This is a genomic window from Acidovorax sp. PRC11, from assembly GCF_031844105.1.
Taxonomy (GTDB): domain Bacteria; phylum Pseudomonadota; class Gammaproteobacteria; order Burkholderiales; family Burkholderiaceae_C; genus Paracidovorax.
The window spans coordinates 119,984-134,608 of the sequence record NZ_JAUZUQ010000012.1 but is presented as its reverse complement, the minus strand read 5'-3'; the positions used below and the strand labels follow the sequence as shown (position 1 = coordinate 134,608).

The window sequence follows — 14,625 nt, the reverse complement described above, 5'->3', positions numbered from 1 at the left end:
TGGAAGTTGAACGGAGACCTGCATGCCCCAGACGATGACTGAAAAGATCCTGGCACGCGCCGCGGGCCTGGCCCGGGTGGTGCCCGGCCAGGAGATCACGGCCCGGCCGGACTTCGTGATCAGCTACGACTTCCCCGGCTACACCGACGTGTTCTTCAAGGAAACGCGCGAGGATTTCGGCGTGGAGAAGGTCTCCAGCCCCGAGCGCTTCGTGCTCTTCATCGACCACATGGTGCCGGCCACGGCGCCCAAGGAGGAGGAGCTGCACCAGATCACCCGCGCCTGGGGCAAGGAGCAGGGTGTGCCGGTGCATGAGCGCGAGGGCATCGGTCACCAGGTCGCGGCCGAGCTGGGGTATGCCGTGCCGGGGGCCTTCGCCGTGCATTTCGATGGCCACGTGAGCCAGCTGGGCGCCTTCGGTACGTTCGCCTTCGGTGCGCGCAAGGGCGTCGTCGAGGCGTTCGCCACCGAGACCCTCACCATGACCGTGCCGGCCACCATCCAGGTGCGGCTCACGGGCACGCTGCGGCCCGGCGTGATGGCGCGCGACGTGTTCCACCACATGGTGCGCGTGATGGGCCCGGCCTCCTGCCGCTTCAAGGTGGTGGAGCTGTGCGGCCCGGTGATCGACGCCCTGGACATCGAGGGCCGGCAGGTGATCTGCGGCCAGGCGATGTTCCTCGGGGCGACCACGATGCTGATCGCGCCGGACGCCAAGACCCTCGCGCATGCGCAGGGCCGCTCGAAGATCGCGCTGGAGCCGGTCTACCCGGATGCCGATGCCGTGTACGAGCGCGTCGTGGCCATCGATGTCTCCGGTCTGGAACCGATCGTGGTGGTGCCGCCCAGCCCCGCCAACACGCGCGATCTCGCCGATTTCACGGGGTTGGAGGTGCATACCGGCTACCTGGGCTCCTGCGCCAGCGGGCGGCTGGAAGACCTGCGCATCGCCGCCCAGGTGCTGCGCGGGCGGCGCATCCAGCCGGGTTTCCAGCTGCATGTGGTGCCGACCTCCCGGGCCATCATGGCGGCGGCCGCGCGCGAGGGCCTGATCGAGACGCTGGTGGAAGCCGGCGCCTTCATCAGCTCGCCCAGCTGCGACTACTGCTTCGGCCGCATCGCCACCATGAGCGCGGGCCAGCGCGCCGTCTCCACGGGTACGCTGAACACGCCGGGCCGCATGGGCAGCGTGGACTCCGAGATCTACATCTGCAACGCCGCCGTGGTGGCCGCCTCGGCCCTGGAAGGCTGCATCGCGGACCCGCGGCCCTACCTGGCCGAAGCAGCAAAGGCAGCGACGACCGAGGGAGCCACGGCATGAGCCTGCAGAACCTGCGCGGCCGCGTGGCCTGGGTCTTCGAAGAAGACGACTACGACATCGATCTGATCGTCGGTGTGCGCAACATCAAGATCACCGACGTAGCCGAGCTGGCCGCGCTGGCCATGGCCGACTACACGCCGGGCTTCGCTGCCACCGTGGGCCGGGGCGACCTGCTGGTGGGTGGCGAGAACTTCGGCTACGGCCATCCGCACTACCCGGCCATGCGCGCCATGCGGCACCTGGGGATCGCCGCGGTGATCGCCGAATCCTTCTCGCCGGGCTTCTTCCGCGGCGAGACGAGCATGGGCTTTCCGCTCGTGACCTGCCCGGGCATCCGCGCCGCCGCGGCCCGGGGGGACGAACTGGCGGTGGACTGGGCCACGAGCGAGGTGAAGAACCTGCGCACGGGCCAGGTGCTGGCGCTGCAGCCCTTCGCCCCTTCCGAGCGCGGCATGCTCGATGCCGGTGGCCTGATTCCGTACCTCAAGCAACGCATGGCCAGGAGCGGGGATGCGGCGCCGTCGCACCCGGCCTGATCCCGTTCCTTTCTCCCGGAGATCCGAAATGCACTTTTCCCGCAATGCGCTGCGACAGCGCATCGACGATGGCGACACCCTCTGGTTCGGCGGCGCGCAGGACGCGCTCTCGGCCCTGCTGGTGGAGCAGTCCGACTTCGACGGCATCTTCAGCACCGGTTTCGGCATCTCCGCCGCGCTGCTGGGCCAGCCCGACATGGAGCTCTACACGCTGAGCGAGAACGTGGCCACCGTGAACCGCATGGCCCACGTGGTGCGCAAGCCCATCTTCGTGGACGCGGACACGGGCTACGGCAGCGTGCTCAACATGGGCCGCACGGTGCGCGAGTTCGAAAAGGCCGGCGCCGCCGCGCTGCAGATCGAAGACCAGGTCAGTCCCAAGCGCTGCCCGGCGGCCACCACCACGTCCACCCTGGTGCCGGTGGCGGACGCGCTGGCGCGGATCCACGCCGCGCTCGACGCCCGGCAGGACCCGGACCTGCTGATCGTGGCCCGCACCGACGCCGTGGACCCGGCCGAGGCGCTCGACCGCGCCGCACGCTACGCCGAAGCCGGGGCCGATCTCATCCAGCCGATCTCGCGCACCTTCGGCCGCTACGAGCAACTGGTGCAGCTGCGCGAGACCTGCGGGCGGCGCCTGTCGCTGCAATTGATGGCCGGCACCTGGATGACGGCCCTCACCCGCGAACAGATCGAGAGCGTGGCGGCCTTCGCCTCCTACCCCATCGCCAGCCTGCTGACCACCGTGCATGCGGTGCAGGCCAACCTGGCCGAACTGGCGCGCCGCCGCTCGGGAGACTTCGCGGACCTGCCCTTTGCGCAGACGGGCATGGCGGATTTCAAGGCGCTGATCGGCTGGCACGCGCTGGAGGAGCGCCAGGCGCGGTACGAAACCGGCCGGGCGCGTTGAGCGCCTTTCTTCCCTTCACAAAAAAACAGGAGACAAGCACCGTGCGTTCCATCCACTTCATCGGCCGCATCGCCCTGGCCGGGGCCCTGTCGCTGGGCCTGGCCCAGGCCGCGCTGGCCCAGGCCGGCTATCCGAACAAGCCGATCCGCCTGGTCGTGCCCTATCCGGCCGGAGGCGCCACCGACGTGGCGGCACGCACCCTGCAGCCGCGCCTGCAGGAAGAACTGGGGCAGCCCATCATCGTGGAGAACCGGCCCGGCGCCGGCGGCAACATCGCCATGAGCAACGTGGTGCTCAGTGCCCCGGACGGCTATTCGCTGGCCATGACGCTGACGGGCATGCTGTCGATCAATCCCGAGATCTACAAGAAGCCGGGCTTCGCGGCCGCGGATTTCGTGCCCGTCGCGCGCGTCTCGCTCGCCCCGCTGATCCTGGTGGTGCCGGAGAAGTCGCCTTACCGGAACGTCAAGGAACTGCTGGAGGCGGGCCGGAAGGCGGGCAAGGGCGGGCTGGCCTATGGCTCGGCCGGCGCGGGCGGTCTGTCGCACCTGGCCTCCGAAGCGGTCAACCGCCATGCCGACGGCAATTTCACGCATGTGCCCTACAAGGGCGGTGCGCCCCTGGTGCAGTCGCTGATGGCGGGCGAAGTGGCCTGGGGCCTGCTGGGCACGGGCGATGTCCGCAGCTTCATCCAGTCGGGCAAGCTCCGGGCCATCGGCCAGCTGCGCCAGGGCCGCTCGGAACTGTGGCCCGACGTGCCCACCCTGACCGAGCAGGGCGTGCCCGGCGGCGTGGACTTCGACGTCTGGTTCGGCATCGTGGCCCCGGCCAAAACGCCCGCCCCCATCGTCCGACTGCTGGGCGAGAAGATCGCGAAGATCACGGCGGAGCCCGCCTTCCGCCAGCGCCTGCTGGACCTGGGCGGCGTGGCCCCGGCGACGGACAACACGCCGGAGGCGTTCGCCAGCGTCCTGCAGCGCGAACTGGCCGTGCTGCCCAAGGCCGCGAAGGAAGCGGGCCTGCAACTGGACTGAAGCCTCTGGCGCCGCGGAGCCGGCCTGAGTGGCGGGCAGCGGCCGTTCAAGCGTCGCGCCCGCCCCCGCCCGCCGCGCCGGGCGCCAGCCCGTGGCGCTGCAGCTTGTCGTACACCGTCTTGCGCGGCATCCTGAGCAGCTCCGCGGCGCGGGCCACGTTGCCCTGCGTGAGGTCCAGCGTGTCGCGCAGCAGCTTGCGCTCGAACGCGTCCACGCGCGCGGCGAGCGAGGGGGCGGAGTCGGCCCCGCCGTCCAGGGGTTGCACGGGCAGGCCCAGGCAGAGGCGCTCGGCGGCATTGCGCAGCTCGCGCACGTTGCCGGGCCAGTCGTGCGCAAGCCAGCTGGCGAGATCGCGGTCGCCCCAGGCCGGCTCCGGGCGGCCGTGGCGCGCGGCGGCCTGCGCGAGGAAGTGGGCCATGAGCAGCGGGATGTCCTGCGGGCGCTCGCGCAGCGGCGGCAGCGCGATGGCGGCGACGTGCAGGCGGTAGTACAGATCGGCGCGGAACTGCCCGCGGTCGGCGAGCTGCTTCAGATCGGCCTTGGCCGCGGCCACGAAGCGCGCGGTGATCGGCACGGTCTGGTTGCTGCCCAGCCGCTCGATCTCGCGCTCCTGCAGCACGCGCAGCAGCCGCAATTGCAGCGCCTGCGGCATCGATTCGATCTCGTCGAGCAGCAGCGTGCCGCCGTTGGCGTACTCGATCCTGCCGATGCGCCGGCGCGTGGCGCCCGTGAAGGCACCGGGCTCGTGCCCGAAGAGTTCGCTCTCGATGATGGTCTCGGGCAGGGCGCCGCAGTTGATGGCCACGAACGGGCCCGTGCGGCCGCTGGCGGCGTGCAGGGCGCGCGCCACCACCTCCTTGCCCGCGCCGGTCTCGCCGTGCAGCAGCACGTCCACGTCCAGCGGCGCGAGCGCGGCCACCAGCCGGCGCACCTCCGCCATGCCGGGCGACTGGCCCACCAGCCCCGCGAGCGCGTCGGTGCCGCCGCGCGCGCGCAGCCGCTGCAGCTCGTCCGACAGGGCCCGGCGCTCCAGCGCGCGGCGCACGGTGAGCAGCAGGCGCTCGGACGAGAAGGGTTTTTCGATGAAGTCGTATGCGCCGTCGCGCATCGCCTCCACCGCCATCGCGACGTCGCCGTGCCCCGTGACCAGCACCACCGGCAGGGCGGCATCCCGCTGCCGCAGCAGGCGCAGCAGCTCCATGCCGTCGATGCCGGGCATGCGGATGTCGGTGACCACCGCGGCGGGCGGGTCCTGCGCATAGGCGTCCAATGCGGCCTGCGCGTGCGGGAAGGCGCGCACGGGAATCTGGGCGAGCTCGATCGCCTGGCCGTAGGCACGCCGCACCATGGCGTCGTCCTCGATCAGGTAGACGGGGCGGGCCCCGCCGGCGGGGCCGGCCGGAAGGGAGGTGTCGGTCATCGGCAGGAAAATCCTCGGTAAGCGGAAGGCATGTCAGGCGGCGTCGGCGCGCGCGAGCGGCAGGGTGACGGTGAACTCCGCGCCGCCCCCCTGCGGCAGGTCGCCCGCCGCCAGGGTGCCGCCCAGGCCTTCCACGATGATGCGCGAAACCGCGAGGCCCAGCCCCAGGCCCTCGCCCGCCTTGGTCGTGAAGAAGGGCTCGAACAGCCGGTCGCGCGCTTCGGGCGCGAGGCCGCCGCCGGTGTCGGCAACGCGCAGATGCACCCGCCCGTCCACGGCCGCCGCCGCGAAGCGCACCACGCGCACGGGCTGGCCCTGCACGGCATCCAGCCCGTTGCGCAGCAGGTTCACCAGCACCTGCTCCAGCCGCGTGGCATCCGCCTGCACGCACAGGTCCGCGGGAAAGCCGTCCACGTCGATGCGCGCCTGCACGGCCGTGCAGCGCTGCGCCAGCAGCATGAGCGCGTGGTCGAGCGCGTCGCGCACGCTGCAGGGCCGCGGGACGGGCGTTTCCTTGCGCGCGAAGCTCTTGAGCTGCCGCACGATCCGGCCCATGCGCGCCGCGAGTTCGCCGATCAGGCGCAGGTTCTCGGCCACGTCCTCGCGGCGGCCCTGGCGGTCGAGCGCGATGGCGTTGTCCGAGAGCGTCTGCAGCGCGGCCAGCGGCTGGTTGAGCTCATGGCCCATGCCGGCCGACATCTGGCCGAGCACCGCCAGCTTGCCGGCCTGCACGGCCGCGTCGCGCGTGCCGCGCAGGATCTGCTCGGCGTGCTGCAGGTCGCGCACCCGGTCCTGCAGGGCGGCGTTGGCGGCCGTCAGGTCGGCGGTGCGCTGCGCGATCTGCGTCTCCAGCGTGTCGCGCGCGGCCTGCAGGCGCTCGGCGCTCGCGCGGCGGTCGGCCTGGCCCTGGCGGTCCAGCCGCAGGTAGAGCGCCAGGCCGAGCAGCAGCGCGGCGCAGAGCGCGCCCGCCAGGCCCGCCACCAGGGCTTCCTGCCGCGCCGGGGTCTGGTCCGCCAGCAGCAGCATCTGCCAGCCAAGCGGGCCGACGCCGCGCGCGGCCACGGTGAAGTCGCGCTCCTGGCCCGCATGCCGCAGGCGCACCGCCGTGCCGCCGACCGGCCAGGCGCCCAGGCCATGGTCGAGGGGCCGCAGCGCATGGCTGCCGTACTGCTGCGCACCCTGCAGCCGCACGAGCGCGTCGCCGCCGAGCGGCGCCAGCGTGCGGTAGCGCCATTCCGCCTCCGTGCTGAGGAACACCACGCCGTCGCGGTCGGCCAGCAGCACCGTGTCGCCACCGGCGGCCAGCGCCGCCTCGAAGGGATCGAGCGAAATCTTCACCGCGACGACACCGCGTGCCGGAGCCTCGGCGGGCAGCGGCGCGGCGATGAAATAGCCGGGCTTGCCGGTGGTGGCGCCGACGCCGTAGAAGCGCCCGGTGAGCCCCTGCATCGCGGCCTCGAAGTACGGCCGGAACCGGTAGTTCTGCCCTACGAAGCTGCTGGGCCGGTTCCAGTTGCTGGCCGCGATCGTCAGGCCGCGGGTGTCCATGAGGTAGGCGGCCTCCACGTCCGCCAGGCCCGCGGCACGCCCCAGGAAGGCATTGGCGGCCTGGAGGTTGGCGGCACCGGGGTGGCGCAGCGCACGGGCCGTTCCGTCGTCCAGCGCCAGCAGCGCAGGCAGGGCCTCGTTGCGGTGCAGCAGCGACTCCAGGCTCTGCGCGGCGAAGTCGAGCCGCTGTGCGGCGGCACGCTGCTGGCCGGCGAGCTGCGACCCGAGCGATCCGCGGTACGCCAGTGCCCCGGCGCACACGCACACCAGCACGGCGAGGCCGGGAATCAGGAGGGAACGGTCGGGCTTCACGAGAGAACGGAGCGGGTCGGGCACGCATTGTGGTGGGCCAGGGAAAGCCCCATGCAAGGGCTAGCCCCGTTGACAGATCGCCTTGTGCGGAAATCCGCACAAACCTTCCCGCTGCGTGCGGGTTTCCGCCGCTGCACCGGGTGCCAGGCCGCTCGTGGAAAGAGGCTGCCGCAGCGCGGTTTCCAGCGCCGGCGCGCCCTGCGGGCCCATCCGCCACGGCGGCGGAGGCGGTGGCATGCAAGCTGCAAGGGAATCGGGGCGAACGCCGCAGCCCGGCAAGAATTCACAGCCCCTACAGGAGACAACGCATGACACGTACCGCATCCCTCACGCGCCGCACGGCCCTGGCCGCCACCGCCCTGCTGATCGGCGCAGGCCCCGCCCTCGCCCAGGACTACCCCTCCAAGCCCGTGCGCCTGATCGTGCCGTTCGCCCCCGGCGGCACGACCGACATCGTGGCGCGCGTGGTGTCGCAGTCGCTGGGCACGACGCTCGGCCAGCCGGTGGTGGTGGACAACAAGGCCGGCGCCGGCGGCGTGGTCGGCGCGACGGAGATCGCCCGGGCGGCACCGGACGGCTACACGCTCGGCGTGGCGACGGTGTCGTCGGTCGCGTCCGCGCCCGCCATCAACCCTGCAGTGAAGTACAACCCGCTCACCGACTTCACGTCGATCGTCAACATGGCCGCCACCCCGAACGTGCTGGCCGTGCACCCGAGCTTCCCGGCGAAGGACTTCAAGGCGTTCATGGCCGAGGTGAAGGCCAATCCGGGCAAGTATTCGTTCGCCACCTCGGGCACGGGCGGCATCGGCCACCTGCAGATGGAGCTGTTCAAGTCGCTGTCCGGCCTGGGGCTGGAGCACATCGGCTACAAGGGCGCGGGCCCGGCCCTCAACGACGCGGTGGCCGGCCAGGTGCCGATGATCTTCGACAACCTGCCTTCCGCGCTGCCGTTCATCAAGGAAAAGCGGCTCATCGCCATCGCGGTGGCGGCGCCCCAGCGCCTGCCCTCGATGCCCGACGTGCCCACCTTCAAGGAAGTCGGCTTCGAGCCCGTGAACCGGATGGCGTTCTACGGCATCCACGGCCCGAAGAACCTGCCGCGCGAGGTGGTGGACAAGATCTCGCAGGCCGTGAAGAAGACGCTCGAAGACCCGGCCGTGCGCCAGCGCATCGAAGACACGGGCTCGCTCGTCGTGGGCAACACGCCGGAGGAATTCACGGCGCAGACCAAGGCCGAGTACGAGCTCTACAAGGGCGTGGTGGCCAAGCAGAAGCTGAAGCTGAACTGACGCGGCAGGGGCCGCCCGGCGGCCCGCGCGCGCGGCTGCGCGTACCTCGGGAACGTGCGGATGGCAGACCGCCGGCCAGGCGGCACCATCGGGGCGATTTCCCTTCGCCCCGTTCGTTCCCGACCTCGCCGGCCTCCGCCGCGCCCCACTCCATGACCCCTTCCGCACGCCGGCCCTCCGGCTTCGCCTTCGCCGCCCTGCTTCTTCTCGCCGCATCGCTGGCGTCGCCCCCTGCATCGGCGCAACTGCTCGTCGGGCAGACGGCGGGCTTCACCGGCCCCGTCTCGGCCGGCGTGCAGGACGTGACCCGCGGCGCGAAGCTCTACCTCGACGCGGTGAACGCCGAGGGCGGCGTGGGCGGCGAGAAGGTCGAACTCGTATCGCTGGACGACCGCTTCGATCCGAAGGTGTCGGCCGAGAACGCCCGCACGCTCATCGAACAGAAGGGCGTCATCGCCCTCTTCCTCACGCGCGGCACGCCCCACACCGAAGCGGTGCTGCCGCTGCTCGACCGCCACGCGGTGCCGCTCGTCGGCCCCTCCACGGGCGCGATGGTGCTGCACACGCCCGTGCGCCGCCACGTGTTCAACGTGCGCGCCTCCTACCAGCGCGAGGCGGAGAAGGCCATGGGCCACCTGGCCGGCATCGGCATGCAGCGCATCGCCCTGCTCACGGTGGACGACAGCTTCGGCAACGACGCGCTGCAGGGCGCCCTGCGCGGCCTGGGGCGGGCCCGGCTGGAACCCGCGATGCAGGCCACGTTCGACCGCAACCGACCCGATTTCAGCAGCCTCGCTCCCGAGGTCGCCCGCGCCAACGCCCAGGGCGTGCTGATCGTCGGTACCGCGCAGGCCGTGGCGGAAGGCATTGCGGCGATCCGCGCGGCCGGCTCCAAGGCGCAGTTGGTGACCCTGTCGAACAACGCCACGCCCGGCTTCGTCGCCGGCCTGGGGGCCAACGCCGCGGGCACCATCGTCACCCAGGTGTTCCCGAACGAACGCTCCGTGGCGGTACCGATGGTGAAGGAGGCGCAGGCGCTCGCGAAGAAGGGCACGCCGGACGGCGAACTCAGCGCCGCCATGCTCGAAGGCTACGCCTCCGCCAAGGTGCTGGTGGAAGGGCTGCGGCGCGCCGGCCCCAAGCCCACGCGGGCCACGCTGCAGGCAGCACTCGAGGGCATGCGCAAATTCGACCTCGGCGGCCTGGAAGTGGGCTACAGCCCCACGGACCACTCGGGGCTCGACTTCGCGGACCTCTCCATCGTCGGCGCGGACGGCCGATTCCGCCGCTGATACGGTCGGGCTGCGCGGGCCGGGCGCCCGTTTTTTTTCTCCTGTCGCGTTCAAGGCACGGCCCCCGCTGCCGATAACCTGCCACGCCTGCGTGCGCAAGCGGCCCACGGGCCCGTGCGCGCGGCTGCATCGCCCCTCCCTGCTGCGCCCCTGCGGCCCCGGCGGCCCCTCCCGCATCGACCTCCAGGAAACCCCATGCGAAATCTCCCCATCGGCGCACGCCTCGGCGCCGGCTTTGCCATGGTGCTCGGCCTCATGGCCCTGATGACCGTCTTCGGCCTCTGGCGGCTGCAGAGCGTCGCCCAGGCCACGCACGACATGACCCAGCTGCCGCTCGCCAACGAGCGCATGATCAGCGACTGGTACCGCTACGTGGACAGCGCCGCGCGCCGCACCACGGCCATCGTCAAGAGCACCGACCCGTCGCTGGCGGGCTTCTTCGCCGAGGACTCGGCCATGACCACGCGCGAGGCCGCGAAGCTCGTCGAGAAGATCGAACCGATGCTCGACAGTCCCGCCGAGAAGGCCGTCTGGGCGGACATCAGCCGGGCCCGCGCTGCCTACCTCGCGTCGCGCGACCAGGCCGTGAAAGCCAAGGCCGCGGGCCAGGCCGAAGAGGCCGAACGCCTGCTCACCCAGGTCTACCTGCCGGCCACGAAGGAGTACGTGGCTTTGATCCAGAAGCTGCTGGACCTGCAGCGCGCCGACATCGACGCCACCGCGGCGCACATCCAGGACATCCATGCGCAGAGCCGCCTGCTGCTCGCCGTGCTGGGCCTGCTCGCGCTCGCGCTGGGCGCGGCCTGCGCGGTGTGGCTCACGCGCGGCATCGTGCGGCCGCTGTCGGAAGCCGTGCGCGTGGCGCGCGCCGTGGCGGCGAGCGACCTCACCAGCCACGTCACCGTCACGTCCACGGACGAGACGGGCCAGCTGCTGCAGGCCCTGAAGGACATGAACGAAAGCCTCGCGCAGGTGGTGGGCCGCGTGCGCTCGGGCACGGACAGCATCGCCACCGCATCGAGCGAGATCGACGCGGGCAACCAGGATCTGTCGTCGCGCACGGAAGAGCAGGCCAGCTCCCTGCAGCAGACCGCGGCCGCCATGGAAGAGCTGACCAGCACCGTGCGCCAGAACGCCGACAACGCCCGCCAGGCCAGCCAGCTCGCCTCCTCCGCGGCCGGCACCGCCACCCGCGGCGGCCAGGTGGTGGCGGGCGTGGTGGACACGATGGGCGCCATCCACGAGAGCAGCCGCAAGATCGCCGACATCATCGGCGTGATCGACGGCATCGCCTTCCAGACGAACATCCTCGCGCTCAACGCGGCGGTGGAAGCCGCGCGCGCCGGCGAGCAGGGCCGCGGCTTCGCCGTGGTGGCCGGCGAAGTGCGCGCCCTGGCCGGCCGCAGCGCCGCCGCGGCGAAGGACATCAAGGCGCTGATCGGCGACTCGGTCTCGCGCGTGGCCGAGGGCTCCAGCCAGGTGGCGGAGGCCGGCCGCACCATGGACGAGATCGTGCAGAGCGTGCAGCGCGTGAACGACCTCGTCGCCGAGATCAGCGCCGCGAGCGGGGAACAGAGCCGGGGCATCGACCAGGTGCACCAGGCCGTCTCGCAGATGGACCAGGTGACCCAGCAGAACGCGGCGCTGGTGGAAGAGGCAGCGGCCGCCACCGGCTCGCTGAAGGCGCAGACGGGGCAGCTCTCGCAGGCGGTGAGCGTGTTCCGGATTCCGGCGGGCATGCAGGGCGCCACCGCGTCACCGGCGGCACCCGTGGCCACCGTGGCCCGGCCGGTGCGCCCGGCTGCGGCCGCAGCTCCCTCCCGTGCCGCGCCCGCCGCGATGCCCAAGGTGGCAGCGCCCCGCCCTGCAGCACCAGTCCGCGCCCCGGCCGCTGCGCCCGCACTGCCGCGCACCGCGGCACCCGCGCCGGCACCGGCCGCACGCGGAGGCGACGACGACTGGGAAACCTTCTGATCGGGTTCAGACGAACATGCCGCCCGACGCCTCGATGCGCTGCGCGTTCACCCAGCCCGTGCCCGGCTGCAACAGCGCCGCGACCACGCCGCCGATGTCGTCCGGCAGGCCCACGCGGCCCAGCGCCGTCTGGCCGGCGATGAAGCCGTTGAGCTGCGCGTCGTCACGTACCGCGCCGCCGCCGAAATCCGTCTCGATCGCGCCGGGCGCCACCACGTTCACGGCGATGCCGCGCGCGCCCAGCTCCTTGGCCAGGTAGCGGGTCAGCACCTCCACCCCGCCCTTCATCGCCGCATACGCGGCATAGCCCGGCAGCGCGAACCGCGCGAGGCCCGACGACACGTTCAGGATGCGCCCGCCGTCGTTCATCAGCGGCAGCAGCTTCTGCGTGAGGAAGAACGTGCCCTTGAGGTGGATGTCCACCATCTGGTCGAACTGCTCCTCGGTCGTCTCCATGAAACTGGCATAGGCGCCGGAGCCCGCGTTGTTCACCAGGAAGTCGAAATGCTCGCGCTGCCAGTGTCGGGCGAGCACGTCGCGCACCTGGCCTGCGAAATCCGCGAACGTGGCACTGGCGCCCACGTCCAGCGGCAGCGCCACCGCGCGGCGGCCCAGCGCCTCGATCTCGGCGACGACGGCCTGGGCCTCGGCCGCCTGGCTGCGGTAGGTGAGGATCACGTCGGTGCCGGAACGCGCCACGTGCAGCGCGGCGCTGCGGCCCAGGCCCCGGCTGCCGCCGGTGATGAGGGCGATGGTGGGAGCGGCGGAGGACGAAGAAAGAGTGGATGCGATGGAGGTCATGGCGAAGTCCTTTCAGTGCATGCGTGAGGAAGAAAGCGATGGAATGGAGTCTATTGATCGACACCATTGCCATAAATAACGCAGAATCGATCACATCGTTCACCCCAAAAGAACAATGAGCCCCTTCGACCGCATGCACACCTTCGTCCGCGTGGCCGAGCTCGCCAGCTTCACGCAGGCGGCCGAAGCCCTCGGCATCCCCAAGGCCAGCGCCTCCACCGCCGTGCAGCAGCTGGAAACCCAGCTCGGCACGCGCCTGCTGCACCGCACCACCCGCCGCGTGCAGCTCACGCAGGACGGGCAGGCCTACTACGAGCGCTGCAAGGACCTGCTGGCCGACGTGGACGAACTGCAGTCCATGTTCCAGCACGCCGACGGCGGCGACGGCGCGGGGGGAAGCGGCCTGCGCGGGCGCGTGCGCATCGACATGTCCACCGGCATGGCGCGCAACGTCGTCGTGCCGCACCTGCCCGAACTGCTGGCCCGCCATCCCGGCCTGGAAGTGGAGCTGAGCAGCACCGAGCGCCGCGTGGACGTGGTGCGCGAAGGCTTCGACTGCGTGCTGCGCACCGGCGCCGTGGTGGACGCCAGCCTCATCGCGCGCCCGCTGGGCCCGGCGCGGCTGGTCAACTGCGCGAGCCCCGCCTACCTGCGCGCGCACGGCACGCCCCGCACGCTGGACGATCTGGCGCACCACCGGCTGGTGCATTTCGTGAACACCCTCGGCGCCCGCTCCGGCGGCTTCGAAGCCATGGTGGACGGCACGCTGGTGGCCACACCCATGCAGGGCGCCCTCACCGTGAACAACGCCGAGGCCTACATCGCCGGTTGCCTGGCAGGGCTGGGGCTCATCCAGGTGCCGCGCCTGGGCGTGGTGGACCTGCTGGCGCAGGGGGAACTGGTGGAGGTGCTGCCGCAGCATGCCGCGCCGCCGATGCCGCTCACGCTGATGTACGCCAACCGGCGGAACCTGCCGCGGCGGGTGCGGGCGGTGATGGACTGGCTGGCGGAGGTGGTGGGGGAGCACCTGGGGCAGGACGCGATGGCGCCGAATTAAGAGCAGCGCCACGGTGAGGCCGGGGCATCCATCAGCCCCGATTTCTCGCCACGGGGTGCCTCCGGGCCGCTGTCTGGCAGGTTTCCAAGTGACGATAGACGGGATTCGCGCACATGTCCTGGGGCCTGAACCCACCCACCCGCCGCGTTTGTCCGACAATGCAGGGGTTTGCCCACCCGGCAGGGGGCAGCCAGGGCGCCTTCGCGGTCCGCCCGCTCGAGCCACCGGCCCTGCCTTCGAAGGCCACGCGCCGCTTCCTTGTCGTTTTCACTTTCCGCCATCCATCCATGAGCGCATTCAACGAAGAGCGAGTCCTCTCCGTCCACCACTGGACCGACCGCCTGTTCTCCTTCACGACCACCCGCGACACGTCGCTGCGGTTCTCCAACGGCCACTTCACCATGATCGGCCTCAAGGTGGACGGCAAGCCGCTGCTGCGCGCCTACAGCATCGCGAGCGCCAACTACGAGGAGCACCTGGAGTTCCTGTCGATCAAGGTGCCGGACGGCCCGCTCACCTCGCGCCTGCAGAACATCCAGGTGGGCGACAGCATCGTCGTCGGCCGCAAGCCCACGGGCACGCTGCTCATCGACTACCTGCTGCCGGCCAAGCGCCTGTACCTCATCTCCACCGGCACCGGCCTCGCGCCGTTCCTGTCGGTGATCCGCGATCCGGACACCTACGAGAAGTTCGAGGAAGTGGTGCTGGTGCACGGCGTGCGCCAGGTGAACGAGCTGGCCTACCACGACTTCATCACGCAGGAGCTGCCGCAGCACGAGTTCCTGGGCGAGATGGTGGCCAAGCAGCTCAAGTACTACCCCACCGTCACGCGCGAGCCGTTCCGCAACCAGGGCCGCATCAACGACCTGATCGAGAACGGCAAGCTGTTCACCGACCTGGGCGTGCCCCCGCTCGATCCGCTGGTGGACCGGGTCATGCTCTGCGGCAGCCCGGAAATGCTGGCCTCGCTCAAGGCCATCCTGGAAAAGCGCGATTTCGAAGAGGGCAACACCACCAAGCCCGGCGACTTCGTGATCGAGCGCGCCTTCGTCGAGAAGTAAAAGACCCGAAGCCACCCAAATGCGAACGGGCGGCCTCGAAGGCCGCCCGCCAGGGTCAGGGGGTGGA

12 protein-coding genes are annotated in these 14,625 nt (G+C 71.3%); 9 read left to right on the top strand and 3 right to left on the bottom strand.

Going from position 1 to position 14,625, the window contains the following annotated elements; all coding sequences use genetic code 11:
- Positions 1-34: 34 nt before the first annotated feature.
- From Q9R47_RS15205 to Q9R47_RS15190, 4 genes are read left to right on the top strand one after another with little or no spacing between them, the layout of a single operon-like run.
- Positions 35-1,321, top strand: a complete 1,287-nt coding sequence (locus Q9R47_RS15205; RefSeq protein WP_311234040.1) for an aconitase family protein — start codon at positions 35-37, stop codon at positions 1,319-1,321.
- A complete protein-coding gene (locus Q9R47_RS15200; RefSeq protein ID WP_311234039.1) occupies positions 1,318-1,857 on the top strand; it encodes a 3-isopropylmalate dehydratase in 540 nt (179 codons plus the stop codon). The genes Q9R47_RS15205 and Q9R47_RS15200 overlap by 4 nt, the downstream gene beginning before the upstream one ends.
- A 28-nt stretch (positions 1,858-1,885) precedes the next feature.
- Positions 1,886-2,767, top strand: a complete 882-nt coding sequence (locus Q9R47_RS15195; RefSeq protein ID WP_311234038.1) for an isocitrate lyase/PEP mutase family protein — start codon at positions 1,886-1,888, stop codon at positions 2,765-2,767.
- Positions 2,768-2,808: 41 nt separating this feature from the next.
- Positions 2,809-3,801 carry a tripartite tricarboxylate transporter substrate binding protein gene (locus Q9R47_RS15190; RefSeq protein ID WP_311234037.1) on the top strand — a complete coding sequence of 331 codons (993 nt, stop codon included), beginning with the start codon at positions 2,809-2,811 and terminating at the stop codon, positions 3,799-3,801.
- 46 nt (positions 3,802-3,847) lie between these two features.
- Here the strand turns inward: Q9R47_RS15190 and Q9R47_RS15185 are convergent, their stop codons facing one another.
- Both Q9R47_RS15185 and Q9R47_RS15180 read right to left on the bottom strand, forming a co-directional pair.
- Entirely contained in the window at positions 3,848-5,221 is a 1,374-nt protein-coding gene (locus Q9R47_RS15185) for a sigma-54 dependent transcriptional regulator (protein ID WP_311234036.1), read from the bottom strand.
- Positions 5,222-5,254: 33 nt separating this feature from the next.
- Positions 5,255-7,081, bottom strand: a complete 1,827-nt coding sequence (locus Q9R47_RS15180; RefSeq protein WP_311234035.1) for an ATP-binding protein — start codon at positions 7,079-7,081, stop codon at positions 5,255-5,257.
- A gap of 308 nt (positions 7,082-7,389) precedes the next feature.
- Between Q9R47_RS15180 and Q9R47_RS15175 the strand changes: the two genes are divergently transcribed.
- The 3 genes from Q9R47_RS15175 to Q9R47_RS15165 all read left to right on the top strand — a co-directional run bounded on the left by Q9R47_RS15175 (position 7,390) and on the right by Q9R47_RS15165 (position 11,639).
- Positions 7,390-8,373, top strand: coding sequence for a tripartite tricarboxylate transporter substrate binding protein BugE (locus tag Q9R47_RS15175; RefSeq protein WP_311234034.1), 984 nt, complete (start codon positions 7,390-7,392; stop codon positions 8,371-8,373).
- A 152-nt stretch (positions 8,374-8,525) separates the two neighbouring features.
- The gene (locus tag Q9R47_RS15170; RefSeq protein ID WP_311234033.1) at positions 8,526-9,665 is read left to right on the top strand and encodes an ABC transporter substrate-binding protein; all 1,140 of its coding nucleotides are present in this window, start codon (positions 8,526-8,528) and stop codon (positions 9,663-9,665) included.
- 195 nt (positions 9,666-9,860) lie between these two features.
- Positions 9,861-11,639, top strand: a complete 1,779-nt coding sequence (locus Q9R47_RS15165) for a methyl-accepting chemotaxis protein (protein WP_311234032.1) — start codon at positions 9,861-9,863, stop codon at positions 11,637-11,639.
- Positions 11,640-11,645: 6 nt separating this feature from the next.
- Here Q9R47_RS15165 and Q9R47_RS15160 read toward each other — a convergent pair whose 3' ends face one another.
- The gene (locus Q9R47_RS15160) at positions 11,646-12,440 is read right to left on the bottom strand and encodes an SDR family oxidoreductase (protein WP_311234031.1); all 795 of its coding nucleotides are present in this window, start codon (positions 12,438-12,440) and stop codon (positions 11,646-11,648) included.
- A gap of 115 nt (positions 12,441-12,555) precedes the next feature.
- On the opposite strand from Q9R47_RS15160, the gene Q9R47_RS15155 reads away from it, so the two are divergent.
- Both Q9R47_RS15155 and Q9R47_RS15150 read left to right on the top strand, forming a co-directional pair.
- Positions 12,556-13,497 (top strand): LysR family transcriptional regulator, encoded by a 942-nt coding sequence (locus tag Q9R47_RS15155; protein WP_311234030.1) that lies wholly within the window; start codon positions 12,556-12,558, stop codon positions 13,495-13,497.
- A gap of 287 nt (positions 13,498-13,784) precedes the next feature.
- Positions 13,785-14,558 carry a ferredoxin--NADP reductase gene (locus Q9R47_RS15150; protein ID WP_311234029.1) on the top strand — a complete coding sequence of 258 codons (774 nt, stop codon included), beginning with the start codon at positions 13,785-13,787 and terminating at the stop codon, positions 14,556-14,558.
- Positions 14,559-14,625: the final 67 nt, after the last annotated feature.